The sequence below is a fragment of the Salipiger pentaromativorans genome (genome assembly GCF_024721115.1).
Classification (GTDB): Bacteria; Pseudomonadota; Alphaproteobacteria; order Rhodobacterales; family Rhodobacteraceae; genus Salipiger; species Salipiger pentaromativorans.
This window is the reverse complement of the sequence record NZ_JAMDHK010000006.1, coordinates 120,042-142,885: the sequence shown is the minus strand read 5'-3', so window position 1 is coordinate 142,885 and position 22,844 is coordinate 120,042. Positions and strand designations below refer to the sequence as shown.

The following is a 22,844-nucleotide window of genomic DNA, read 5'->3' as shown; positions in this document are numbered from 1 at the left end:
ATACAAATGGATACACTTCTCGCGGCCTTGTCAGGTTGCCTGATGCCGGGTCTCCCGTAAAAGACATGTACAAACCGTAGGCTAGGAGTGTGTCATGACGACATCGCGAAACAACAAGATCAATCGACGAAGCCTGTTGGGGTATGCGGCTGTCGCTTTGGTTGCACCAAGCGTGGTTCGAGCCGAAACCATTCGCCGCAACATTTCTTCTTTCCGAGTTCATGACTGGCAAGACCATTTCGACACGCTCGGCAAAGGGATCATCATCTCAGACACCGTGACGATGGCGCTACAGCACTGGACAGCGGACGGCGAGATGCGGATTTACCCGACATCCGTTCCGCTGACCGACGAACTCACCAAACGCGGTTACACTGAAGTGGTGGAAAAACGCAAAAACCCCAGTTGGGCGCCGACGCCCTCCATGCGGGAACGCAATCCGGAATGGCCGGCACGTATCGAGGGGGGGTGATCCGGACAACCCCTTGGGTACTCGCGCACTGTACCTGTCGTGGCAGTACTACCGTATTCACGGGACACAGGACACGCGCAAGATCGGCCGCCGGTCGTCAAACGGCTGCATCGGTTTGTTCAACGAACAGATCGAGGAAGTCTACGAGCGAGCGCCTGTCGGCACTCAAGTCAAACTCATCTGACCCAACGGGCAAGGCGGAAGATACAGGCATGGACAAATTAACTGCGCTGATTGGTGCCGTTTTTGTTATCGGCGGGGGTTTTGCCGTTTGGCAGTTCGTTGGAGCCGAAGATTTAGCGGTTGGCCACTCCATGACGCCACCTGACACAAGCGAGATTGCCGAAGGCGATCCGATCGTCCAGGTCCAGCTGCCTGACGCACTCTCGCAGCAGGCGGCGCTTGGGAAGAACATATTCGAGGCAAAATGTTCCGAGTGTCACGGCGAAAATGCCGCCGGTCGCAACGGTGTTGCGCCGCCTCTCGTGCACAAGATCTACGAACCGAGCCACCATTCGGACATGGCTTTTGTTCTGGCAGCTCAAAACGGCGTCCGTGCACATCACTGGAATTTCGGTAATATGCCTAAGATCGAGGGATTGACCCAAGGAGACGTCAAGATGGTGGCCGCCTATGTCCGCGAATTGCAGCGGGCCAACGGGATCAACTGATGCGTTGGTCGAAGACGAACCGATGGATTCTGTCGGCCGTTTTCGGCCTTTTCCTTGTAGTACTCGGGGTGCCAGAGGCGCCGGTATATCATGGTGAAACGTCGTTGGGGCAGGAATACCATGGTCACGAAGACGCAGGGCCATCGACCGAGGCCTCTGGCCACTGCCATCCAGGCCTCGATTGTTCTGTCCCGGCAGCGTTATTGCTTCAGCCGAACATGGCGTACGAGCCTTCTTTTCTGAAAGCCGTCATGCAAGACGGCGCGATCCAACGAACCGAATTGCGCCCGATCAGCGATCCTCCACCGCCCCGACGGTGGGTCTGATTTCACATCGCTCGAAAAGCAGACCCAAAGAAGGATCGAAGACATGAAAAAGACGACTATCGTAGCGGCAGTGTTGATTGCAGGTACTGCGGTCACGGCATTCGCGCATAGCGGTGCCACCGGCATCGTGAAAGAGCGCATGGATGCCATGCTTGCAATGGGGAAGGCGGTCAAGACCGTGGCCCCGATGATGCGGGGCGAAACGGCCTATGACGCAGAAACAGTGCGCGATGCCGCGCGCCTGTTCCAGCAGCACGCCGGTGAGAGCATGACAAAGCTGTTCCCAGAGGGCACAGGGGGCATGCCCTCGGAAGCCAAGGACGAGGTGTGGACCGACTGGGAGCGCTTCGCGGCATTGGCAAGTCAGCTGGAAGAATACTCTGAGGGCCTGGAACGCGCAGCCGACAATGGATTGGGCGGCATGAGCGGCAATACCTCCATGGATGGCGCCTCGATGATGGGCGGCGGGTCAATGATGGGAGGCGATACAACCATGATGGGCGGGAGCACGATGATGGGCCGAGGCGACATGATGGATGCGGCCGCCATTGCCGAAATGCCCGCCGACGCAGCATTCGCGATGACGACCCAGGTCTGTTCCGCATGCCATGAACGCTTCCGGGCGGAAGAAGACTGACCATGCGCCGGTTCTTGACACTCGTCAGCGGGGCCGCCGTGCTGGGCGCGGCCAGCCTCGGCGTCGTGATTGCATGGCCTGTCGGCAGTGCAGTGACTCCGATTGCAATAGAGGGCAATGTCGACCGGGGCGCATATCTGGCGCGCGCCAGTGGGTGCATTGCCTGTCATACCAATTTTGAAGCGGGCGGCGCACCACTTGCCGGAGGGGCGCCGCTCGAAACCCCGTTCGGAACGTTCTACCCGCCCAACCTGACGACAGACCCGGAACATGGCATGGGCGAATGGACGGCAGAACAGTTCGCAAAAGCCGTGCGGCAAGGCATCGGCCCCGATGGAACGCCGTACTATCCGTCTTTCCCGTACACCTTCTATGCGGATTTTTCTGATCAGGATATCGCTGACCTCTGGGCGGCGTTTCAAACCGTGCCGCCCGTGGACGAGCCTGCACCAGAAAATGATGTCAGCTTCCCATTCGACCAACGATGGGGGCTGAAGCTCTGGCGAGCGGCGTTCTTCTACGATCCGGATACCGAACCGATTGAAGGGCGAAGCGACGCATGGAATCGAGGACGGGAATTGGTGCGCGGTGCGGCACATTGCGGAGCCTGCCATACGCCGCGCAATCTTGCGGGAGGCCGCGATATCGGTGCTTCCTTTGCAGGCAACGCCCAGCTTCCCGGTGGCAGCAAGGCCCCCGCGATACGGCCAAAAGACCTGGTCAAAAATGACTGGACGGTTTCAAACCTCGCTTATGCGCTCCAGACCGGCATCACCCCTTCGGGCGATGCTTTCGGCGGCAGCATGGCGGAAGTGGTTCGCGAGGGAACTCGGTTTCTGACACCTGCCGATCGCGAAGCGATGGCGCTTTTCCTGCTGAACAAGGACACGGTCGAGGCGGAGAACCCCGCGTCGAACTAACACCACGCGGGGGCAACACGCCCCCGCTTTCTCGAGGATCGAAATGAGACAAACACGTCGGGATTTCTTGCGCCATGCAACACTGGCGGCCTGCGCGGCGGCCATCCCGCAGTCGGCTTTTGCCGCGACCCCGTTCGAGGACCTGATTGCCAAGGTTGCACGTCGACAGCTTCTTCCGGACACCTACCCGGAAACAGAGATCTGGGGCTATGACGGCCTCGTTCCGGCCCCGGAAATCAGGGTCACACAAGGCGATCGGGTGCGTCGCAGGTTTCGCAACGAGGTACCCGATCCCAGTTCGGTTCACTGGCACGGAATCCGGATCGACAACGCGATGGATGGCGTTTCAGGGCTGACCCAAGAGGCCGTAGCGCCGGGTGGAACCTTTGACTACGACTTCGTCGTACCGGACGCGGGCACCTATTGGTATCACGCGCATAATCGCTCATACGAGCAAGTCGCGCGTGGTCTGCGCGGTGCCTTGATCGTCGAAGAGGTCGATGGACCGGACATCGACCGCGAGGAAGTCATCGTTCTGGAGGACTGGTTGCTCGACCCTGAGAGCGGGCAGCTGTTCGACAATTTCGAACAGCCCATGATGATGAGCCACGGTGGACGTACCGGCAACTTTATCACGACCAACGGGCGCTATGACCTGACCTTGCCCGCGCAGCGCAACGAGCGCATTCGCTTGCGGATCATCAACGCAGCAAGCGCTCGAATTTTCCCGCTGAGGCTCTCTGGATTCAGTGGCTGGACGGTGGCCGTGGATGGAATGCCAACCGGCCAACCCCAGTCGGTTGACGGCGAGTTGATCCTCGGCCCGGCACAGCGCGTCGACTTAATTGTGGATGTGACCGAAGACGAAGGCGGCACCGCCCAATTGCTTCGCATCGGCGATGATGATCAATTGACCCCGTTGGTGAGTTTTCTGGTCAACGGCACAGCCAGTTCAGTACCAAGAGGCAAGCCACTGCCGTTGCCGCCGAACCCCGCGGCACACGCCCCGGACCTTGCCGATGCGCGTGATTTGCGACTGGTCATGTCCGGCGGGGCAATGGGGCGAATGCAGTCCGCATTGCTTGGCGGGGAACGTCTTGGATTCCGTCAGCTTGCCCAAGCGGGCAAATTCTGGGCCCTGAATGATGTCGCCGAAATGACCTACACGCCACTGGCCGATCTATCCCTGAACGAGCCGGTGCGCCTGAAGATCGAGAACCAGACCGTTTTCCCACATGCGATGCACCTGCACGGGATGCATTTCCGCGAGCTGCGCCCCGACGGCGCGTTCGGGCCGATGCGGGACACGATCCTGTTGGCCGGCAACGAGTCCCGGGAGATCGCCTTTACGGCAGACAATCCCGGCAAGTGGCTGTTCCATTGCCACATGCTCAGCCACGCCGCATCTGGCATGACAACCTGGATACGGGTCACATGAGATATCTCGTTTGGTCCCTTCCGATCACTGTCGCAGCAGCCGCCTTCACGTATTGGCTCTCGACCAGTGCATCCTCGGATGTCGGCAGCGCGTCCAGGGCGGAGAGCTACGACATCGAAGAAGGCGCGTTGCTCTACGCAGAAAACTGTGCGTCTTGTCATGGCGCGGGTCTGGAAGGCCAGCCGGAATGGCGAACGCCCGGCGCGGATGGGCGCCTGCCAGCACCACCACATGATGAGACGGGTCACACCTGGCATCATCCTGACAGCCTGCTCTTCGATTACACAAAACTGGGGGGTGCGGCGCTTCTGGCGCGTCAGGGCGTCGAATTCGACAGTGGCATGCCCGGTTTCGCAGACGTGCTGACCGACCAGCAAATTCACAACATCCTGGCCTTCATCCGGTCCACCTGGCCAGACCGCATCCGCGAAGTCCAGGCCGCGCGGACAGAAGCCGACGAACAACGGGGAGAGAACTAAAATGCGTTTCAGACAAGCCTTCACGACGGTCGCGATAGCTGCCTTGCTTCCGATACCGGCACTCGCGGACGAACTGTCAGAGTCCCGGGTCAAGGAACTTGTGCTCGAGGCAATCCGCGAGAACCCGGAGATTGTCATGGAGGCCGTGGCGATCCTCGAACAAAGGCAGGCGCAAGCGCAGGAGCTCAGTCAGGCCCAAGTTCTGAATGACCAGCGCGATCTGATCGAGAACGATCCGAATGCGCCGGTTCTCGGCAACCTGGAAGGGGACGTCACTGTTGTGGAATTTTTCGACTACAACTGTCCCTATTGTCGGCGGGTCAAACCCGAGGTGCGGGCTTTGATCGAAGACGATCCCAACATTCGCCTCGTCTATCGTGAATGGCCCATTCTCGGAGACGGATCGGTGTTTGCCGCGAAAGCGGCCTTGGCAGCGCGCAAGCAGGACAAATACGAAGAGTTTCACTGGGCAATGATGGGGCTGGAAGGCCGCGCGGAAGAGGCCTCCGTGCTGCGCGTGGCCGAGGAGATCGGCCTGGATATCGCGCAGTTGCGCAAGGACATGGAGGCCCCCGAGGTCGAAGAGCACATTGCGACCTCCATGCAACTGACCCAAGCTCTGGGCTTTAACGGCACGCCGTCTTTCGTGATCGGGGATGCGCTGGTCCCGGGCTTCGTCGAAAAGGCGCAGCTTGCCGACTTGGTCGAGGAAGCCCGCAAAGTCGAAGACTGAAATTCTGTGCCCGGACCACCCTTGGGTGGTCCAGGCACTGCATCAAGCGGCCGCAGGTTCCACGTTGTAGCCCGCATCCCGAATGATCGCTTGGACCTGATCGGCTGGTAACACGCTGTCGACATGCACCTGTCGGGCAGAAAGGTCACATTCTACGCCTGCATTCGGATCTGCGCTCTTCACCGCGCTTTCGATTGCTGCGGTGCAATGCCCACAGCTCATGTCCGGAACGCTGAACTTCATCGGAACCACTCCTTGATCTGATTTCTATCGGTGACATGGGGCTTCCCCCCGCTGGAAGGTCAAGTGAAGAAATTTATTTGGCGCCCTCCCATTGACCCTCCAGTAACTGGAAGCCTCATATTCCACTTCGAATGGAAAAACAGGTGACACATATGCCCGAACCCAAACAGATCAGCCTGCCGATCGAAGGCATGTCATGCGCGTCCTGCGTTGGCAGGGTCGATCGCGCATTGAATGCAATCGACGGCGTAGAGGATGTGTCGGTGAACCTTGCCTCGGAAACTGCTCGCATGAGCGTGGACGCGCTCAAGCGCATTCCCGACATCATCGAATCCCTTCGCGAGCTGGGCTACCCCGCGCGGAAGGCCAGGGCCGAACTCACGATTGCAGCGATGTCCTGTGCCTCTTGCGTCGGGCGGGTCGATAAGGCGCTTGCCGCGGTGCCCGGGGTGGTCGAGGTGAACGTCAACCTCGCCTCAGAGACGGCGACGGTCGTTTACGTCGAAGGTCTTGTCACGACATCCGATCTGATCGAATCAAGCGGCGCGGCAGGGTATCCAGCAACCGTGGCAACGGCCCAGGCCGGTGACGACAGAGTTGCGCGCAAGGAGGAAGAGGCTCAGGCGCTTGCCAAACGGGTCACCTTTGCGGCCATCCTCGCCTTGCCGGTCTTCCTGATCGAAATGGGTGGCCACGTCATTCCGGCCGTTCATATGCTGATCGAGACCACGATTGGCCAGCAGACGAGTTGGCTTCTTCAGTTCGTGCTGACGACAATCGTTCTCTTCGGCCCGGGCCGGACGTTTTACACCAAGGGTTTCCCGGCCTTGTTCCGGGGTGCCCCCGACATGAACAGCCTCGTCGCGGTCGGCACCGGGGCGGCTTACCTTTATTCCGTGGTTGCGACATTCGTACCGTCGGTCCTGCCTGACACGCTGCGCACCGTCTATTTCGAGGCGGCAGCGGTCATCGTCGTTCTGATCCTTCTGGGGCGGTTTCTTGAAGCGCGCGCCAAGGGGAGAACGGGCGCGGCCATCCAGAAGCTATTAGGGCTTCAGGCGCGGACTGCACGCGTGATGCGGGACGGAGAAAGCGTCGAGATCGAGATCGATGCGCTGGTTCAGGGTGACATCGTCATCGTGCGCCCTGGTGAACGCATCGCGGTCGATGGCGAGGTCATCGAGGGGACCAGCCGCGTCGACGAAAGCATGCTGACAGGCGAGCCGATCCCCGCTGAAAAAGGTGCCGGAGATACGGTGACCGGCGGGACGGTCAACGGCGCCGGAAGCCTGCAGTTCCTCGCCACGCGGGTCGGCGCCGACACGACCCTGGCGCAGATTATTCGCATGGTCGAAGAGGCCCAGGGCGCCAAACTGCCGATCCAGGGATTGGTCGACCGGATCACCTTGTGGTTCGTGCCTGCCGTGATGGCGATCGCGGCGGCGACCGTGCTGGTCTGGCTGTTTTTCGGGCCTGATCCGGCCCTGACGATGGCGCTGGTCGCCGGTGTGTCGGTGCTCATCATCGCGTGCCCCTGCGCGATGGGGCTTGCGACGCCGACCTCGATCATGGTCGGGACGGGACGTGCTGCGGAAATGGGTGTCCTGTTCCGTAAAGGTGACGCCTTGCAGCAACTTGATTCCGTTGATGTGGTCGCCCTCGACAAAACAGGCACGGTGACCGAGGGGCGACCCGCACTGACTGACCTTGTGCTGGCGGAAGGGTTCGATCGCCCAACAACGCTCTCGAAGATCGCTGCCGTGGAGTCGCTCTCCGAGCATCCTATCGCGGACGCCATCGTGCGGGCCGCGCGGGCCGAGGGCGCACCTCTTGTGGCGGCCGAAGGCTTTCAATCGGTCACAGGTTACGGCGTGCGCGCCGTGGTCGAAGACGTGGAGGTGTTGGTTGGGGCCGACCGCTACATGGCGCGCGAAGGCATTGACGTCTCGGCATTGGCTCCAGAGGAAACGAAGATCGCAAGCAAGGGTCGCACGGCGCTTTACGCTGCCATAGATGGGCGTGTCGCCGCCGTGATCGGCGTGGCCGATCCGGTCAAACCGGCAAGCCGCGCAGCCATCGCAGCGCTGCACGAAAAGGGTCTTGCGGTTGCGATGATCACCGGCGACAAACGCGAAACCGCCGAAGCCATCGCCCGCGAAACCGGTATCGACCACGTCATCGCCGGCGTCCTGCCGGACGGCAAGGTTGCGGCGCTCGACAGTTTGCGCCAAGGGAACAAGCGCATCGCCTTTGTCGGCGACGGGATCAACGACGCCCCGGCGCTGGCGCATGCCGATGTGGGCATCGCCATTGGAACCGGCACCGATGTGGCCATCGAATCTGCGGATGTCGTCCTGATGTCGGGCGATTTGCGCGGCGTGGTGAACGCCTTCGAAGTATCGCGGCGGACCATGCGCAACATCCGGCAGAACCTGTTCTGGGCCTTTGCCTACAACGTGGCACTTATTCCGGTCGCTGCCGGGGTGCTTTATCCCGCCTTTGGGTTGCTCCTGTCACCAATCCTTGCGGCGGGTGCGATGGCGTTGTCCTCGGTGTTTGTCCTGACCAATGCCCTGCGGCTGCGGCGCATCGCGCCTGCGATGGACGAGCAGCGCGCAATCCCGGCAGAGCTGGCAGCCGCCACTCCTGCTCCAGCAGAATAACGGAGGTTCGACATGAACATCGGAGACGTTGCCCGACAATCGGGTGTGCCCCCAAAAACAATCCGCTACTACGAGGACATCGGGCTGATCCGCCCGAACCGTAGCGAGAACGGCTACCGCGCGTTCACCGAGAGCCACATTCACAAGCTGGCGTTTCTGGGTCGCGCACGGGCCTTGGGGTTCACCATCGAAGATTGCAGGACGCTCCTGTCGCTCTACGAGGATGAAAACCGCGAAAGCATGCAAGTGAAGGCGGTTGCGGAAGACCATCTGCGCCAGATCGAGGAAAAGATCGCGAAACTGCAATCCATGCGCGCGACGCTCGCCGAACTGGTGGAAAAATGTGCCGGGGATCACCGGCCCGACTGCCCCATCATCGAGGATCTGTCGCCGGAGCGGTTGGCCAAGTGACAGGCAAGAAGGGGCTGTACCTCAGAACCAGATCGCGCGGACCGGCATCCAGATACCCATGAAGATCATCATCAGGTTTTCCGTCAGCGAAATGAACCCCAGCGGGACGGAACTGTCACCGCCGACGCAGGCGCATTTCAGCTCTCTCTTGTCGATATAAACAGCCTTGAACACGCTGACAGCGCCGACCGTGCCGATAAACAGGGCGACAGGCGCCGAGAGCCACAGCAGCGCGCCGGCAGTCATCAGGACACCTGCCAACGCTTCGCCGAACGGGTAGACCTTGCCGTATCGCACCCATTTGCGCGCCAGCAGATCGTAGTTGAGGAACATCGTCGAAAACCCTTCGACATCCTGCAATTTCTGGATCGCGAGAATGGTCATGGACAGCGAAATGAACCATTCGAACCCCCGCAAGGTAAGGACCGACCCGTACTGGTGCCAAGACAGGCCCAATGCCAACAGCGCGGCAACGGAAAAGATCGCGATGACCGGCTGGTAGGTCGTGTCGCTTTGCTCTTCCTCGGGTGGGTCAATGTCGAAAAACACCCTGAGATCATCGTAACCGCCGATCCGTTCGTCCCCGATGAAAGTCTGCGGCGTCGTCTCGACCCCGTGCTTCTCCATGAAAGCATCGGTGTCTTCACGGGTGTCAAGCGGATGGTCTTCCACCTCGAAGCCTTGCCGCTCCAGCAGGTCTTTCGATTTCAGACCGTAGGGGCAGACATGGCCCGGCATGACCATGCGATAAAGCTGCGCGGATTTACTGTCTGTGTCGCGGGGCATGTCCTTTCCTCCTTATCCGCTGCACGTAAGTTGACCACGGAACCCGGCTTCGTAGTCGGTTCCCGCGCTGACGATCAGATCGGTCAGGTCACCGTTCGTCTCTGCGATCTCGGCCGACAGCGGGCCTTCAGAAAATGCATTTTCGCCCTGCGCATTCAGGCGCACCAGATCACCGCTGATCTTCATTGCGGCGGCAGACCCTTCGCCGGTTTCACCAGTCACCAGTACAGCCGGACTGTCCGAGGTGTAAGCAAAGCGGCAATTTCCGCCATTCGGGAACACCGCAGCGATTTCGTCTTCCGTCAGAAACTCAGGATCGACCTTCGACACGACCTCCGTTTGAAGCGCCTGTTGCGCATCCACAACCTGCGCCGGCGTTTCGCTTCGCGTGGCCGATGCTTCGCCGTTTGCTCCAATGTCAGCAATAAGGTAGCGCATTTCGGCGATTTCCTTGTCCTGCGCATAGATAATGTCGTCTGCGAGCCCCCGGACGCGCGGGTCGGTGATCTCGGCACGAGTCGACGTCATGATGGCGATCGAGTGGTGCGGGATCATGGCGCGCATGTAGGACCTGTCCTGTACCGTGAATTGCCCGCGAACCAGCCAGAGGCTCGCCGCGAAAAGGACTATTGCGCCAACGAAAATCGCGATGTTGGCTTTGGTGTTCTGATACATGGACAACATGTACGCCAACATGATCACGGCCATGGTCGCCCCCATCAGGATGGCCATGTAAAGGCGTGTCTCCGAAAAGAAGATATGGCCCCAAAGATAGGTGTTCAGGTACATCAGAACGAACATGACCACGGTCGATGTTCCGATCATCATAAAGAATCGTGAGTAGTGCATTTCCAGTCACCTCCTTGCAGTTCTCTGTAAAACAACAACATTCCAGCGCTGGAGAGTTCCAAAAGCACGAATTTTCGTAGTTTCAAGGCAACAAAGGCGCGTCGTTTGCCCCGGTTCACGGCTTCTTTTCTTTGCCCCTGACGCGCACTGAATTTTCATGGGTCCGAGGAGATCGCGCCATGCAGAATTTCACGAGACGAGAATTGATTTGTGCCGGAGCGATGGGTTGCTTTCTGCCCACAACTGCCTGGGCCCACAAAGTCAAATTGCCCGAACGGTTCGAACCACAATTGGTAAACACCCGTCGTGGTGACTGGGTTAAAGGCGATGTCCACGTCGTTCCCGACGATTTTTTCCTTTATTTCATGCTCGAGGACGGGATGGCGATCCGCTACGGGGTCGGGGTAGGGCGCAAAGGTTTGTACGAACCCGGAGAGTTCACGGTAGCGCGCAAGGCCAAATGGCCATGGTGGCGGCCAACGAACGCCATGATCCGGCGCGAGCCACGCAAATACGCAAAGTACAAGGATGGACTGAAAGGCGGGCCAAACAACCCGCTCGGGGCCCGCGCGCTCTATCTCTACGATGCCGAGGGACGCGATACCTATCTTCGCATTCATGGAACGAACGCCCCGGAGACAATTGGGTCTGCCGTGTCGAATGGATGCGCGCGGTTGACGAATGAACATGTGAAGGATCTGTACGAACGCGTTGAAATCGGCGCCCGCGTCTTCCTGTATCCCAAAGTGACAACGGCGTGAGGAGTGTTCTGTCGCCTTGAAGTTCCTCTTCCGGAAATGGCACAAGTGCGGCAGTTGGCGAAAGCCAGTCTATCATTCATGAGGTGACGGAATTGTCTTTGAGCCGGAGGTCTTTCCTTGGCGGGATGACCGTTGCGCTGGCTGGTACCCGCTTGCCAGCAGCGACACACGAGTTGATCCTCGCGCCCCAATCGATCAAGGCGCACCTTGCTGGGTACGACGTGTCGATGTTGGGCTTCAACGGTGGTCTGCCGGGCCCAGAAGTCAGAATGCGACAAGGACAAACCGCCCGCATTACCCTCGATAACCGATTGGAGGAGGGCGCTCTCGTTCACTGGCATGGGTTGCGGGTTCCAAATCGGATGGATGGTGTCAACGTCCTCACTCAGGATGTGGTCATTCCGGGCGACTCGTATCGTTATCAATTCGGCGTCCCGGATGCCGGCACGTATTGGTATCACTCGCATTACCTGTCTTACGATCAGGTCAGCCGCGGTCTTTTCGGCGCCTTCATCGTCGAGGAGCAAAATGCGCCGGCTGTCGACCATGACATCGTTGTTCAGTTCTTCGATGTCTTGCTAGATCAGTCCGGGCAGTACGACGAAGCGTTCAACCCGGCCCACTTCGCAACCGAGGGCCGTATCGGCAATACGGTCACGGCACTTGTTTTCAATGGAACCGGCAAGACTGTGAAACGAGGCGACCGTCTGCGACTGCGTCTCATAAATCCCTCTATCGACAGGGTGTACCGTGTCGGCCTGGATGGTTTGATAGGCAAGATCGTTGCACTGGATGGCATGCCTCTGGCGCATCCTCGGACGCTCGAACCGATCCTTCTCGCTCCGGGGCAAAGATGCGATGTGATTGGTGATGCGACCGGGCCTATTAGATTCGACGACAGCTTTGGAGAACAGACGTTGAGCCTTGGCGAAATCGCTGTTTCCGGTTCCCGTGAGCCCGCGAAAGCGCCCATCACCGCATTGCCCGCCAACCGAATGCCCGCCCCGAAAGACCCCGGCCAAACCGCGGAGCTGGTGCTCCAGGGAGGTGCGGGAAGCGCGTCCCACAACGGCACAGGGACATGGGCGCTCAATGACGTATCCGGCCTGCCTCGAAGGCCTTTCCTATCCGCCGCGCAGGGGACGACCGCGCGCATTTCGATCCGCAACGAAACCGGGTTCCCACACGTCATGCATCTGCATGGCCACCATTTCTGGGAACTCGATGCGGCGGGTGAAGCCGGTCCATACCGGGACTCGACCTATCTGGATACCGGCGAGACGCGGGATATTCTCGTCGTCCTGGACAATCCGGGATCGTGGATGCTGCATTGCCACATGTTGAGCCACCAAGCCGACGGTATGGCAACGTGGATCAGAGTCGGCTGAGGGTCGAGACGGATACATACCGTTACAAATCTCTGAATGATAACAGGCCTTTCGCCGTCTACGTAACCTGACAAGCGAGAAACAGGTCCATCGACTGCCAATGGGAGCGTTCATTGACCCTGACACCAAAATCTCTCGGCATGACTGCGGCGGCAGGATCAGCCGCCTTGCTGTTGGGGGCCTTCGTTTTCCAGGCTCTTGGGTACGCGCCGTGCGCAATGTGCATCTGGCAACGCTACCCACACGCAATCGCCATTGGAATGGGCGCTCTGTTGCTCTTTGCTCTGCCGATTTTGCCAATCCTGATAATCGGTGCCCTGTCGGTACTCAGCACATCCGCGTTGGGAGTGTTTCATACCGGTGTCGAGCGCGGCTGGTGGGAGGGACCGACTTCTTGCACGGGATCCGGCCTCGATGTTTCCCAAATGTCGGTATCGGAATTGCTGCCCTCTGCCAGTTCAAATACGTCCAATCTTGTTCTGTGCAGTGAGGTTGTCTGGGAATTTCTGACGTTGTCCATGGCCAGTTGGAACGCGATCCTAAGCGGTGTCCTTGCTTGCCTCTGGTTGGTCGCGATCGCAAGACATCAAAAGGTTCGGTGGCATGGGGTCGCGGACGTTTCTTGAATCGTCCCGCATTCATCGAAAACAAACAAAGGGCTTCGCTTCATGGTTACAAGACGACACTTCCTTGCACTTTCCGGCTCGCTGTTTTCAGCGTCTCTGAGTTCGCCAGCATTCGCTAAGACCTGGCCGTCAACAGCCGAAAAAGCAGCTTGGGATGCGCAGATCACGCCCGCCAACTATGACCCGGCAACAACCAACCCATGGGGGCTGCATCCCAGGCTGCTGCCGCAACGCGTTTTGGCGAATGACGGTTTGCGCCCGGGTGACATTCACGTCGATGCGATCGCGCGCTATCTGTACCATATCGAGGAAGGTGGCACCGCGATGCGATACGGGGTGGCGATTGCCAAGGGCGATCTCTATGAACCCGGCACCTATACGATCCGCCGAAAGGTCGAATGGCCGCACTGGACGCCAACGCAGTCAATGATCGAACGCGATCCGGAGGCTTACGAGCGGTTTGCCGACGGTATGGAGCCCGGCCCCAACAATGCCTTGGGCAGCAGGGCTTTGTATCTATTCGTCGGAGATCGGGATACGTACCTTCGAATTCACGGAACGCCGAGCCCTCGCAGCATTGGCGGCCGGGCCAGTTCGGGATGCGTGCGCATGGTGATGGCCCACATCAATGATCTCTATCCGAATGTCGCTGTCGGATCGACGGCGTTCCTTTACTCGGCCGAAGACAGCGTTACCGCTCGAAGCTAACCTATTGCATCTTTGGCTCACACGCCGAGGACTGCGTCGTGCAGGGACATCTTCCAATGAATTGTTGGACGAACACTCACGGCTGTGTCGCAAGTGAACTTTCGAACTGTGCGATCGCTACGGATTTGTCGTCCTCATCGTTCTCGAACAGCTTTGTGGTTCGCACGCCCGGCAACTTGCCAAAATCCGCCATCAGGCGCTTTGGAAAAAATGTGCGTCCGATGGATTCAAATCCTGGTAATTGTCTGAGTACCGCGGAGGTACTGGCACTACAAAAACCGGAAGCGGCTGGGCCGCTGGCAATTGCAAGGCGCAAAGCCTGCTCCGCGACTTCGGGAGACACATCGATCTCTTGTATGACGACATGGTAGGTCTCGCGAGCATGAGCCCGCGCATAAAAATCGGCCACTTGTGGAGTAATGCCATAAAGCACATCTCCCCGTTCCGGTACAGCGCTCAGCCGGACCGTTCCTGCCGGATCGAAGATAACACGCTGCGACCCATTAATCATGACGCTGCTATGCGCACCCGCCCCGGACCTGTTGTTGATCATGGTGTACAACGTCAGCGCGGCCGGTCCATCGTGACGGTAGGATGCGCTACTGATGACTTCGGCTGAAGCATCCGGGCGCATGTCGTTTCCTGCACCGCACCCCGCCAAAATTACCAAGGTTAGAACTGAGAAAATGCGGTTCAAAAAGAGCACCCTGCAGCCTCCTGCCATGGGTTGAATGATTGAATTTTCGGGATATTCAGGGCCTCTAGCAATCTCGACATCAACTCTTCCGGATTTCACCTCTACCGAAACATGGGTTCGGTTTCGGTTGGTATACGGATCCTCGACACCTTTTTTTCTGGATATCGCATGTTTCAGATGAAGAGGAGCGTTCGCCCCGAATTGATTTGTCGCAATTTGTAACAGACCCCGCCTTTGTGACCTCGCGATACAAAACACCGGCTCGCGTGGCATTCCGCATCTGCAGGTGCCCCCCATATGCTGGGTATCGCAACACTGACACGAGGTGATCGAAATGAAACGCAACACTTTACTCGCTGCAATGACCCTGGCTGCAACCGCCCTTGGCGGTGCCGCATTCGCGGACGCCAACCACGGGCGTGGGGGACAATTTGGCGCCCAGAGCGGACCAGGCATGATGCAGAACGGTGGTCCCGGTATGATGGGGAACATGGGCGGAATGATGGACATGATGAAGCGCATGCACGGAAACATGATGGGCGCAGGCATGGGCAGTGGTATGATGAGCCCAGGCATGGCTGGCGGCATGATGCAAATGTTCGACACTGATGGAGACGGCACAACGACGCCGGAAGAAATGCGCACGCAGCTGCAGGCCAAGCTTTCCGAGTTTGACAGCGACGGGGATGGAAGCCTCTCGATTACCGAGTTTGAAGCTCTCCACAGCGCGATGATCCGCGAAATGATGGTGGATCGCTTCCAACACCTCGATGCCGATGGCGACGGCGCGGTGACGCCGGAAGAGATGGCCGCTCCTGCCGATAGGATGGAGCGGATGCAGATGATGCGGTCGAATATGGCAGATGCGCCTGCGCGGCCTGGCAACGGTCAGGGCATGGGCAACGGCTCCATGATGCAGGACAACTGAGCCAATGGGTGCCGGTTTTTTTCCGGCACCCGTCCTCACAACCCCAAAACCATTCGCGGTCGGGACATTGAACCGAACCGCGACCTGAACCGTTTAGCCTCGGTATGCCAACAAATAGAGACACGGAAAGGAAAATTCCCATGGCCTATACCTATGATCGCGTCCTGAAAGACACCAAAATCGATGACGCAGAGATGCGTGTTCGGGATGCTTTGGCAGACAAGGGCTTCGGCGTTCTGACTGAGATTGACGTCAAAGCGACGATGAAAAAGAAACTTGATGCGGACATGCCGCCTTACCGCATCTTGGGGGCCTGTAATCCGGGCATGGCGCACAAAGCCATCGAGATCGAGCCTCGCATCGGTGCGATGCTTCCCTGCAATGTTATCCTGCGGCAACTGGACGGCGACACCGAGGTCAGCGCGGTCGATCCTGTCGCTTCGATGCAGGCGGTGCAGAACCAAGACCTGGACGCGGTCGCCGGCGAAGTCCGCGATCTCCTTCGGGACGCCCTCGACACCGCGTGATGGCGGGATGGGCGTTGGATGCCCTGTCGCAGATCGAGCGCCTTTAGCGGTGCTCGATCAATGCCATCTAATCCCCACGTAAATTCCTGATGAGGAACTCACCCAGTGCTGCCAGCGGGATTGCCATTTCCGGATATTGGAACCGACCTCTTCTCCTTCGACATCGGGGGGGTCACATTCGCACTCCGCTGGTACGCGCTAGCCTATATCTTCGGTATCCTGATTGGCTGGCGCATTTGTTCGAGTGCCATAAGCCGTCCCGCGCTCTGGACGTCAGCTGGACCGCCGCTTGACCGAACGCAGATCGAAGATCTTCTGACGTGGATCATCATCGGCGTGATTGCTGGTGGTCGCCTGGGCTTTGTACTGTTCTACCAGCCCGCATATTATCTCGCCAATCCCTTGGAAATTCTGATGGTCTGGCAAGGCGGCATGTCTTTCCACGGGGGGTTCGCGGGAGTTGTCATCGCGGCCTTGCTGTTCTGCCTTAGACAGAACGCGTCATTGCTCAGCACTGGCGACTTGCTGGCTTTGGCAACACCACCAGGCTTGTTTCTTGGAAGGCTGGCGAACTTCACCAACAATGAGTTGTGGGGGCGTCCAACGGACGTTCCCTGGGCGGTGATCTTTCCCGGCGAAGTCGCGCAGGCCTGCCCAGGGGTTAGCGGCCTCTGCGCCCGACACCCGTCCCAGCTGTACGAGGCGGTATTGGAGGGGCTCATTCTTGGAATACTGCTCATTTATCTCGCTTGGGGCCGGGGCTGGCTGAAAATGCCCGGTGCCTTGGCTGGCGTGTTTCTGACCGGCTATGGTCTTGCCCGAAGTTTCGTCGAGATGTTCCGGCAACCGGACCAACAATTTGTGACGGCGGACAACCCGATCGGCCATGCGCTTCATTTTGGTGAGTGGGGTTTGACCATGGGCCAGTTGCTCTCCATGCCAATGGCGCTGGTCGGGCTGGCGTTGATCGTGTTCGCCCGGCGGGAACGGGGCCGGACAGCGCCACCCCGCAGAGCCGCAATGTAATCGCCGTACTGATCTCTCTTGACCCTCCCGCGGATGGAAGCCCTAGGCAAGAGAAGCATTCTCGGAAAGGACCGCAAAATGAGCACTCCCGACAGTTCTGAAACCACAGCAGCTTCTTCGGTATTCGTTTGCCCCATGCACCCTGAGGTGCGGCAGGACGAGCCCGGCAATTGTCCGAAATGCGGGATGCACCTCGTGCCGGAATCGGAGCTCGAGGTCCATTCAGCACATGATCATCACGAACACCACGCGGGTGCCACGCCGGCCGATGGCCGATATGATCTGGTTCCTACAGGACATGATGGTCCCATTTTCACCTGCCCGATGCACCCTCAGGTGCGGCAGCCTGATCCGGGCGCGTGTCCGATCTGTGGTATGGGATTGGAACTGGAATCCGGTGTGCCGGGCGATGAAGGTCCAAATCCCGAACTGGTGGATTTCACACGGCGGTTCTGGGTCGGCACAGTCCTGACGATCCCGCTCCTTGCCCTCACGATGGGGCCATTCGTCGGTTTCCCCGCAGTCCGGACTTTTTTTGGCGAAAGCACCACACAATGGATCGAATTGATCCTGGCAACGCCAGTGGTCTTGTGGTGCGGCTGGCCGTTTCTGGAACGCGGATGGATTTCGTTCCGCACATTGAACCTCAACATGTTCTCCCTGATCGGCATGGGCGTTCTTGCCGCCTGGCTCTTCAGCGTCGTTGCCGTTCTCGCACCGGACATATTCCCTGATGGGTTCCGAGACTCCGAAGGCCATGTCGGCGTCTATTTCGAGGCGGCGGCGGTGATCGTGACGCTGGTGCTGCTCGGCCAGGTGATGGAACTACGCGCCCGCGAGGGGACCGGCAAGGCGATCCGCGCGCTTCTCGACATGGCGGCAAAGACCGCGCGGGTCATCCGGGACGACGGATCCGAGGAGGAAATCCCGCTGGAGGACGTGCAAGTCGGGGACCGGCTGCGCGTGCGGCCCGGTGACAAGGTGCCGGTCGATGGCGTGGTTCTGGACGGCCGGTCCTCGGTCGACGAAAGCATGATCTCCGGTGAACCCGTGCCGGTCGAGAAGACCGAGGGCGACCCGCTGACCGGCGCGACGATCAATGGCACCGGCAGTCTGGTGATGGAGGCGACGCGTGTCGGGTCCGACACGATGCTGGCTCAAATTGTCGAGATGGTGTCGAACGCGCAGCGCTCGCGCGCCCCGATCCAGAAATACGCCGACAAGGTGGCGGGATATTTCGTTCCGGCCGTCATCGGTATCGCGGTCCTGTCCTTCATCGCCTGGGCGATCTGGGGGCCCGCGCCTGCGCTTTCCTACGCATTGATTTCGGCGGTGGCGGTTCTGATCATCGCCTGTCCTTGTGCGCTTGGCCTGGCGACACCGATGTCGATCATGACAGCGACAGGACGGGGCGCTCAGGCAGGGGTGCTGATCAAGAACGCCGAGGCGCTGGAGCGGTTCGAGAAAGTCGATACCCTGATCGTCGACAAGACCGGCACGTTGACCGAAGGCAAGCCGCGGCTTGTCGACGTACTCCCGCAACCCGGCCACGACGAAGCCGAGGTCTTGCGTCTCGCCGCATCGCTTGAGCGCGGATCGGAGCACCCCTTGGCCGAAGCGATCGTCAGGGGTGCGGAGGAGCGAGATGTCAAAATGGACGAGGCACGGGACTTCGAGGCGGTCACTGGCAAGGGCGTCAAGGGGGTCGTTGACGGCAAAGCGGTCGCGCTCGGCAATTTGGCGATGATCCGCGAATTGGGGCTCGAGGCGGGCGCGTTGACCGCCAAGGCCAATGCCCGCCGCGACGAAGGCGAGACGGTCATGTTCGTTGTGCTGGATGGCGAGATCGCCGGTCTAGTTGCTGTCGCCGACCCAGTGAAGGAGACCACGCCAGAAGCCATCGAGGATCTGCATGAACTGGGGTTCCGCGTCATCATGGCGACCGGCGACAACGAACGCACGGCCAAGGCCATCGGCACGCGGCTCGGAATCGATGAGATCCGGGCCGACGTGCTGCCGGAGGACAAGGCGCGGATCATCCTTGAGTTGCAAGAGGCGGGCCACAAGGTCGCCATGGCCGGGGATGGCGTCAACGACGCCCCCGCGCTCGCGCAGGCCGATGTCGGCATCGCCATGGGCACCGGCGCCGATGTGGCCATCGAAAGCGCGGGCGTCACGCTGGTCAAGGGCAACCTTGATGGTATCGTGCGTGCGCGGCGGCTCGCCCGGGCCACGATGCGCAACATCCGCCAGAACCTGTTCTTCGCGCTGATCTACAACGCCTCCGGCGTGCCGGTCGCGGCGGGAGTTCTGTTTCCCTTCTTTGGCATCCTCATCAGTCCGATGTTTGCTGCCTTCGCCATGAGCGCGTCGTCAATCTCGGTGGTGCTCAATTCGCTGCGCCTTCGCGGCGTTCGTATCTAGAAGCGCGCAACAGCGTTCGGATGAACCAAAATTAAAAGGGGGCCATTTATGCAGAGCGAAAAAGAAACGTACCGCGAAAATTCCATCAGTCTGGGCGGAGCCGTTGCGATGGGGACAGGCGTGATGATCGGCGCTGGAATCTTTGCGTTGACGGGGCAAATCGCGCAGCTCGCCGGCCCGCTTTTCCCGCTTGCATTCATCGCCGGCGCGGTCGTCACAAGCTTCAGCGCCTACAGCTACATCAGGATGTCGAACAAATGGCCGTCCTCGGGTGGCATCGCCATGATCCTGCAGAAATGCTATGGCCCCGGAGCCATCGCGGGCGGGGCCGCACTGCTGATGGCGCTCAGCATGGTGATCGCGGAAAGCCTCGTCGCGCGAACCTTCGCCACCTATGTCCTGCGCCCTTTCGATATCGAAGGTGGCCCATTGGTCCCCGCTCTGGCTGTGGCCGTGATCGTTTTCGCCTTTTTGGTGAACATGGCCGGAAACCGCTCGGTCGGGCTGTTCTCGTTGATCATGGCCGCGATCAAGATCGGAGGCATAGCTCTGTTTGGCATCGCGGCCCTGTGGTCCAGTGGTTTTGCGTTCGCCGCGGCGTCCGAGACCTCACAATCCTACGGGCTCACGGGGTTCATCGCCTCTACGGCGCTGGCCATCCTTGCGTTCAAGGGATTCACCACGATCACCAACAGCGGAGCCGAGATCACTGAACCAAATCGCAATGTTGGCCGAGCGATCATGTTCTCTATCGGAATCTGCGTCGTCGTCTACCTGTTGGTCGCCTACGGGGTCGGTTCGAGTCTCACGATCGAGGAGATCATCTCAGCGCGTGACTATTCGCTGGCACAAGCGGCGCAGCCCGCCCTTGGACAAACCGGCTTCATACTCACGGTGATCCTGGCCGCTGTCGCAACGGCGTCCGGCGTTCTGGCCAGCGTCTTCGCGGTGTCGCGTATGCTGGCGATGCTGACCGACATGGAAATGATCCCGCACAGCCACTTCGGTATGCCAGGTCCCATCCAACGCCACACCCTGGTCTATACTGTCGTCATCGCCGCGACGTTGGCCGTGCTCTTTGATTTAGGCCGGATCGCATCCCTCGGTGCTTTCTTTTACCTCGTCATGGACATGATCATACATTGGGGCGTGTTCCGCTATCGTCGAGCAGACGTCGGCGCCTTCGGTATCGTGCTTTTGACTGCCCTGGCGCTCGATGCGATAGTACTGGCAGCTTTCACCGTGATGAAGCTTCAAAGCGACCCGATGATCGTTCTCTACGCCGCTGTCGGGATGATCGCTGTGTTCGCCTTCGAGCGCGTTTACTTGTCGCAATGGGTGGCACCGCAAGTCGCCCCCGCCCCCGCCCACGCCCACGGTGATTAGCCTACCATCACCTGGCCTGAAGAGATGCGATGCCTTGTGCGCCGATCGTGATCAGCCCGACCGACAAGGCAAACGCAGCCAGGGCAAGCAGCATCGCGCCCGTGTTCATGGGCAAGCGACGTACAACCGGTCCAAGAAATTCCGACCGCCCGAAAGCCGAGACGTAGAGCGGCAACGCGCTTATCATAGTCGCATAGAGGTAAACGCCGGAGATGTTCTCGAAAAACGCCGAACGCGCAAGAGTCGGGGATACAACCGCCAAAGCGGTTGAACGATTGCCGCCGAATGACCCGAACCAGTCGGCAGATAGAACGTATATCAGCACGTGGAGACCTGGAAAGAGAAGGGCTCTGAGCAAGACATCGACCAGCACGAAAAACGCCGTGTCTCTTGAGCCCGCCTTTGGTTGCTTTGTCATAGCGAAAAGGAAAAAACTGACATAGTTGACGGCAAAAACCACGGGCAAACCGTTGGTCGCAACCTGCCTTAGTAAGCGCATGAGTGCCGGTCCGCCGGCAGCAAGAGCCGGAGCAAAGCCCGGAGCCAGTAAGACGTAGAACAACAGGACCGGCAGTAATGCAGCGAAGCTGAACAGCAGGACATTTCTAACAAACTGAGCCGCGGGCATACTGATAGAGAAAAATCTATCCATTGAAATAGCCTGCCATGTGGGCACCACTAGGTCGATGATACGGGGCGTTGTTGCACAAGTCTGACGCCTCAGGATTCCCTTCGCGAACCCATGCTGTTAGCCGCATTCCATGAGCAACCCATCTCCCGCCCGCTATCGTACGACCAACTGGTCCAGCTACAACGCATCGCTGCGCAAGCGGGGGTCCCTGCTGATCTGGGTCGACGAAGACATCACTTGGCGCGCGCCCTCACCGCCGCCCTCCTAGCCGGCACGATATCATTTCTGTCCCCCTGCGTGCTACCTCTTGTGCCAGGTTATGTCTCCTACGTAACCGGGCGCACAGCCGCTGAGGGCGGGGTGGTCGGCGCTTCGCCGTCGCGCGCGGTCTGGCTGAGCCTGTGTTTTGTCCTCGGCTTCTCCACCATCTTCATGGGACTTGGCGCATCCGCGACTGCAATGGGTCAGGCCCTGCTTCGGTGGCGGTATGAACTCAACCTCGTTGGGGGCGGCATCATCATTTTCTTCGGGCTCTTCATGATAGGAGCCGCGCGTGTTTCGGTCATGGAACGCGACTTCCGATTCAATCTCAACATCCCCGGGGGCCAACCCGCTGCGTCCTATGTCCTCGGTCTTGCCTTCGGTTTCGGCTGGACTCCGTGCATCGGCCCGATCCTCGGCGCGATCCTGACAGCCAGTGCGGCGAGTGCCACGATGGGCGAAGGTATCATGCTGCTTGCCGTCTATTCCGCCGGCCTTGGAATACCGTTTCTGATCGTGGCCGGATTCACCGACCAGATCGCGGGACGGTTGCGGGCCATCGGCCGGGTTGGCCGCCGCCTCCACCAGCTTGCGGGCATAGTGATGATCTTGATGGGGCTGGCGATGATGACAGGGCAGTTGAGCGCGCTGTCATACTGGATGCTCGACGTATTTCCGGTTCTGGGACGGATCGGATAGCTCCATTAGTAGCAGCGTCTATTGATAACAGAAAATTTTCTTGAACCTCTAGTAGCTTTAGGAGTTAAGCCACCGACAAAGAACGGCACCATGGAGCAAGTTGCCAATAACGCCTCACTCCTTCCCGGGCGAACAACACTGCGTTCGGGGTAAG

General features: G+C 59.5%; 23 protein-coding genes and 2 pseudogenes. 20 read left to right on the top strand and 5 right to left on the bottom strand.

Annotated elements, in window-relative coordinates; translation table 11 throughout:
- The first annotated feature begins 94 nt into the window (after nucleotides 1-94).
- The 7 genes and pseudogenes from M4578_RS12130 (at nucleotide 95) to M4578_RS12100 (ending at nucleotide 5,676) form a co-directional block, all read left to right on the top strand.
- A pseudogene (locus M4578_RS12130) lies at nucleotides 95-656 on the top strand (L,D-transpeptidase).
- A gap of 28 nt (nucleotides 657-684) precedes the next feature.
- Nucleotides 685-1,143 (top strand): c-type cytochrome, encoded by a 459-nt coding sequence (locus M4578_RS12125; protein WP_007803401.1) that lies wholly within the window; start codon nucleotides 685-687, stop codon nucleotides 1,141-1,143.
- Between the two features lie 369 nt (nucleotides 1,144-1,512).
- Nucleotides 1,513-2,106 (top strand): c-type cytochrome, encoded by a 594-nt coding sequence (locus M4578_RS12120; RefSeq protein WP_007803403.1) that lies wholly within the window; start codon nucleotides 1,513-1,515, stop codon nucleotides 2,104-2,106.
- A 2-nt stretch (nucleotides 2,107-2,108) separates the two neighbouring features.
- Nucleotides 2,109-3,026: a c-type cytochrome gene (locus tag M4578_RS12115; RefSeq protein ID WP_007803405.1), complete on the top strand. Its 918-nt coding sequence runs from the start codon at nucleotides 2,109-2,111 to the stop codon at nucleotides 3,024-3,026.
- 43 nt (nucleotides 3,027-3,069) lie between these two features.
- Nucleotides 3,070-4,464, top strand: a complete 1,395-nt coding sequence (locus tag M4578_RS12110) for a multicopper oxidase family protein (RefSeq protein WP_007803406.1) — start codon at nucleotides 3,070-3,072, stop codon at nucleotides 4,462-4,464.
- Nucleotides 4,461-4,943: a c-type cytochrome gene (locus tag M4578_RS12105; RefSeq protein ID WP_007803408.1), complete on the top strand. Its 483-nt coding sequence runs from the start codon at nucleotides 4,461-4,463 to the stop codon at nucleotides 4,941-4,943. The genes M4578_RS12110 and M4578_RS12105 overlap by 4 nt, the downstream gene beginning before the upstream one ends.
- Before the next feature lies 1 nt (nucleotide 4,944).
- Nucleotides 4,945-5,676, top strand: a complete 732-nt coding sequence (locus M4578_RS12100; protein WP_009807488.1) for a DsbA family protein — start codon at nucleotides 4,945-4,947, stop codon at nucleotides 5,674-5,676.
- 42 nt (nucleotides 5,677-5,718) lie between these two features.
- On the opposite strand, the gene M4578_RS12095 is transcribed toward M4578_RS12100, so the two are convergent.
- Nucleotides 5,719-5,919 (bottom strand): heavy-metal-associated domain-containing protein, encoded by a 201-nt coding sequence (locus M4578_RS12095; protein ID WP_007803412.1) that lies wholly within the window; start codon nucleotides 5,917-5,919, stop codon nucleotides 5,719-5,721.
- Between the two features lie 152 nt (nucleotides 5,920-6,071).
- On the opposite strand from M4578_RS12095, the gene M4578_RS12090 reads away from it, so the two are divergent.
- Together M4578_RS12090 and cueR are read left to right on the top strand one after the other, a co-directional pair.
- Nucleotides 6,072-8,582, top strand: coding sequence for a heavy metal translocating P-type ATPase (locus M4578_RS12090; RefSeq protein ID WP_258093575.1), 2,511 nt, complete (start codon nucleotides 6,072-6,074; stop codon nucleotides 8,580-8,582).
- A 12-nt stretch (nucleotides 8,583-8,594) separates the two neighbouring features.
- Nucleotides 8,595-8,993, top strand: coding sequence for a Cu(I)-responsive transcriptional regulator (gene cueR / locus M4578_RS12085; RefSeq protein WP_007803416.1), 399 nt, complete (start codon nucleotides 8,595-8,597; stop codon nucleotides 8,991-8,993).
- 21 nt (nucleotides 8,994-9,014) lie between these two features.
- On the opposite strand, the gene M4578_RS12080 is transcribed toward cueR, so the two are convergent.
- Together M4578_RS12080 and M4578_RS12075 are read right to left on the bottom strand one after the other, a co-directional pair.
- Nucleotides 9,015-9,779, bottom strand: coding sequence for a MauE/DoxX family redox-associated membrane protein (locus tag M4578_RS12080; RefSeq protein ID WP_012187037.1), 765 nt, complete (start codon nucleotides 9,777-9,779; stop codon nucleotides 9,015-9,017).
- A 12-nt stretch (nucleotides 9,780-9,791) separates the two neighbouring features.
- Nucleotides 9,792-10,628, bottom strand: a complete 837-nt coding sequence (locus M4578_RS12075) for a DUF305 domain-containing protein (protein ID WP_012187184.1) — start codon at nucleotides 10,626-10,628, stop codon at nucleotides 9,792-9,794.
- Between the two features lie 179 nt (nucleotides 10,629-10,807).
- On the opposite strand from M4578_RS12075, the gene M4578_RS12070 reads away from it, so the two are divergent.
- The 4 genes from M4578_RS12070 to M4578_RS12055 all read left to right on the top strand — a co-directional run bounded on the left by M4578_RS12070 (nucleotide 10,808) and on the right by M4578_RS12055 (nucleotide 14,111).
- Nucleotides 10,808-11,389 (top strand): L,D-transpeptidase, encoded by a 582-nt coding sequence (locus tag M4578_RS12070; protein WP_012187183.1) that lies wholly within the window; start codon nucleotides 10,808-10,810, stop codon nucleotides 11,387-11,389.
- 125 nt (nucleotides 11,390-11,514) lie between these two features.
- Nucleotides 11,515-12,777 carry a multicopper oxidase family protein gene (locus M4578_RS12065; protein WP_007803424.1) on the top strand — a complete coding sequence of 421 codons (1,263 nt, stop codon included), beginning with the start codon at nucleotides 11,515-11,517 and terminating at the stop codon, nucleotides 12,775-12,777.
- A 113-nt stretch (nucleotides 12,778-12,890) separates the two neighbouring features.
- The gene (locus M4578_RS12060) at nucleotides 12,891-13,403 is read left to right on the top strand and encodes a disulfide bond formation protein B (RefSeq protein ID WP_012187181.1); all 513 of its coding nucleotides are present in this window, start codon (nucleotides 12,891-12,893) and stop codon (nucleotides 13,401-13,403) included.
- 42 nt (nucleotides 13,404-13,445) lie between these two features.
- The gene (locus M4578_RS12055; RefSeq protein ID WP_012187180.1) at nucleotides 13,446-14,111 is read left to right on the top strand and encodes a L,D-transpeptidase; all 666 of its coding nucleotides are present in this window, start codon (nucleotides 13,446-13,448) and stop codon (nucleotides 14,109-14,111) included.
- Nucleotides 14,112-14,187: 76 nt separating this feature from the next.
- Here the strand turns inward: M4578_RS12055 and M4578_RS12050 are convergent, their stop codons facing one another.
- Nucleotides 14,188-14,745: a hypothetical protein gene (locus M4578_RS12050; RefSeq protein WP_012187179.1), complete on the bottom strand. Its 558-nt coding sequence runs from the start codon at nucleotides 14,743-14,745 to the stop codon at nucleotides 14,188-14,190.
- 397 nt (nucleotides 14,746-15,142) lie between these two features.
- Between M4578_RS12050 and M4578_RS12045 the strand changes: the two genes are divergently transcribed.
- From M4578_RS12045 to M4578_RS12025, 5 genes are all read left to right on the top strand, one after another.
- Entirely contained in the window at nucleotides 15,143-15,736 is a 594-nt protein-coding gene (locus tag M4578_RS12045; RefSeq protein WP_258093574.1) for an EF-hand domain-containing protein, read from the top strand.
- Between the two features lie 140 nt (nucleotides 15,737-15,876).
- Nucleotides 15,877-16,263: a DUF302 domain-containing protein gene (locus M4578_RS12040; RefSeq protein ID WP_007803435.1), complete on the top strand. Its 387-nt coding sequence runs from the start codon at nucleotides 15,877-15,879 to the stop codon at nucleotides 16,261-16,263.
- A 105-nt stretch (nucleotides 16,264-16,368) separates the two neighbouring features.
- A complete protein-coding gene (gene lgt / locus M4578_RS12035; RefSeq protein WP_007803438.1) occupies nucleotides 16,369-17,289 on the top strand; it encodes a prolipoprotein diacylglyceryl transferase in 921 nt (306 codons plus the stop codon).
- A 78-nt stretch (nucleotides 17,290-17,367) separates the two neighbouring features.
- Complete coding sequence (locus M4578_RS12030; protein ID WP_258093573.1) at nucleotides 17,368-19,713, top strand: copper-transporting P-type ATPase; 2,346 nt, start codon at nucleotides 17,368-17,370, stop codon at nucleotides 19,711-19,713.
- Between the two features lie 48 nt (nucleotides 19,714-19,761).
- Nucleotides 19,762-21,099 carry an APC family permease gene (locus M4578_RS12025; RefSeq protein WP_007803442.1) on the top strand — a complete coding sequence of 446 codons (1,338 nt, stop codon included), beginning with the start codon at nucleotides 19,762-19,764 and terminating at the stop codon, nucleotides 21,097-21,099.
- 7 nt (nucleotides 21,100-21,106) lie between these two features.
- Here M4578_RS12025 and M4578_RS12020 read toward each other — a convergent pair whose 3' ends face one another.
- Nucleotides 21,107-21,751, bottom strand: a complete 645-nt coding sequence (locus tag M4578_RS12020) for a hypothetical protein (RefSeq protein ID WP_258093572.1) — start codon at nucleotides 21,749-21,751, stop codon at nucleotides 21,107-21,109.
- Nucleotides 21,752-21,860: 109 nt separating this feature from the next.
- Here M4578_RS12020 and M4578_RS12015 point away from each other — a divergent pair.
- Both M4578_RS12015 and M4578_RS12010 read left to right on the top strand, forming a co-directional pair.
- Nucleotides 21,861-21,980 (top strand): annotated as a pseudogene (locus M4578_RS12015) (IS5/IS1182 family transposase); the annotation flags it as partial.
- Nucleotides 21,968-22,690 carry a cytochrome c biogenesis CcdA family protein gene (locus M4578_RS12010; protein WP_007803446.1) on the top strand — a complete coding sequence of 241 codons (723 nt, stop codon included), beginning with the start codon at nucleotides 21,968-21,970 and terminating at the stop codon, nucleotides 22,688-22,690. The pseudogene M4578_RS12015 and the gene M4578_RS12010, both read left to right, overlap by 13 nt.
- The last annotated feature ends 154 nt before the right edge of the window (nucleotides 22,691-22,844 follow it).

Excerpts from the sequence above, each read along its gene's own strand:
- M4578_RS12125 (WP_007803401.1), top strand. The coding sequence starts at position 685 with ATGGACAAATTAACTGCGCTGATTGGTGCCGTTTTTGTTATCGGCGGG.
- M4578_RS12120 (WP_007803403.1), top strand. The coding sequence starts at position 1,513 with ATGAAAAAGACGACTATCGTAGCGGCAGTGTTGATTGCAGGTACTGCG.
- M4578_RS12115 (WP_007803405.1), top strand. The coding sequence starts at position 2,109 with ATGCGCCGGTTCTTGACACTCGTCAGCGGGGCCGCCGTGCTGGGCGCG.
- M4578_RS12110 (WP_007803406.1), top strand. The coding sequence starts at position 3,070 with ATGAGACAAACACGTCGGGATTTCTTGCGCCATGCAACACTGGCGGCC.
- M4578_RS12105 (WP_007803408.1), top strand. The coding sequence starts at position 4,461 with ATGAGATATCTCGTTTGGTCCCTTCCGATCACTGTCGCAGCAGCCGCC.
- M4578_RS12100 (WP_009807488.1), top strand. The coding sequence starts at position 4,945 with ATGCGTTTCAGACAAGCCTTCACGACGGTCGCGATAGCTGCCTTGCTT.
- M4578_RS12095 (WP_007803412.1), bottom strand. The coding sequence starts at position 5,919 with ATGAAGTTCAGCGTTCCGGACATGAGCTGTGGGCATTGCACCGCAGCA.
- M4578_RS12090 (WP_258093575.1), top strand. The coding sequence starts at position 6,072 with ATGCCCGAACCCAAACAGATCAGCCTGCCGATCGAAGGCATGTCATGC.
- cueR (WP_007803416.1), top strand. The coding sequence starts at position 8,595 with ATGAACATCGGAGACGTTGCCCGACAATCGGGTGTGCCCCCAAAAACA.
- M4578_RS12080 (WP_012187037.1), bottom strand. The coding sequence starts at position 9,779 with ATGCCCCGCGACACAGACAGTAAATCCGCGCAGCTTTATCGCATGGTC.
- M4578_RS12075 (WP_012187184.1), bottom strand. The coding sequence starts at position 10,628 with ATGCACTACTCACGATTCTTTATGATGATCGGAACATCGACCGTGGTC.
- M4578_RS12070 (WP_012187183.1), top strand. The coding sequence starts at position 10,808 with ATGCAGAATTTCACGAGACGAGAATTGATTTGTGCCGGAGCGATGGGT.
- M4578_RS12065 (WP_007803424.1), top strand. The coding sequence starts at position 11,515 with ATGACCGTTGCGCTGGCTGGTACCCGCTTGCCAGCAGCGACACACGAG.
- M4578_RS12055 (WP_012187180.1), top strand. The coding sequence starts at position 13,446 with ATGGTTACAAGACGACACTTCCTTGCACTTTCCGGCTCGCTGTTTTCA.
- M4578_RS12050 (WP_012187179.1), bottom strand. The coding sequence starts at position 14,745 with ATGCGCCCGGATGCTTCAGCCGAAGTCATCAGTAGCGCATCCTACCGT.
- M4578_RS12045 (WP_258093574.1), top strand. The coding sequence starts at position 15,143 with ATGAAACGCAACACTTTACTCGCTGCAATGACCCTGGCTGCAACCGCC.
- M4578_RS12040 (WP_007803435.1), top strand. The coding sequence starts at position 15,877 with ATGGCCTATACCTATGATCGCGTCCTGAAAGACACCAAAATCGATGAC.
- M4578_RS12030 (WP_258093573.1), top strand. The coding sequence starts at position 17,368 with ATGAGCACTCCCGACAGTTCTGAAACCACAGCAGCTTCTTCGGTATTC.
- M4578_RS12025 (WP_007803442.1), top strand. The coding sequence starts at position 19,762 with ATGCAGAGCGAAAAAGAAACGTACCGCGAAAATTCCATCAGTCTGGGC.
- M4578_RS12020 (WP_258093572.1), bottom strand. The coding sequence starts at position 21,751 with ATGGATAGATTTTTCTCTATCAGTATGCCCGCGGCTCAGTTTGTTAGA.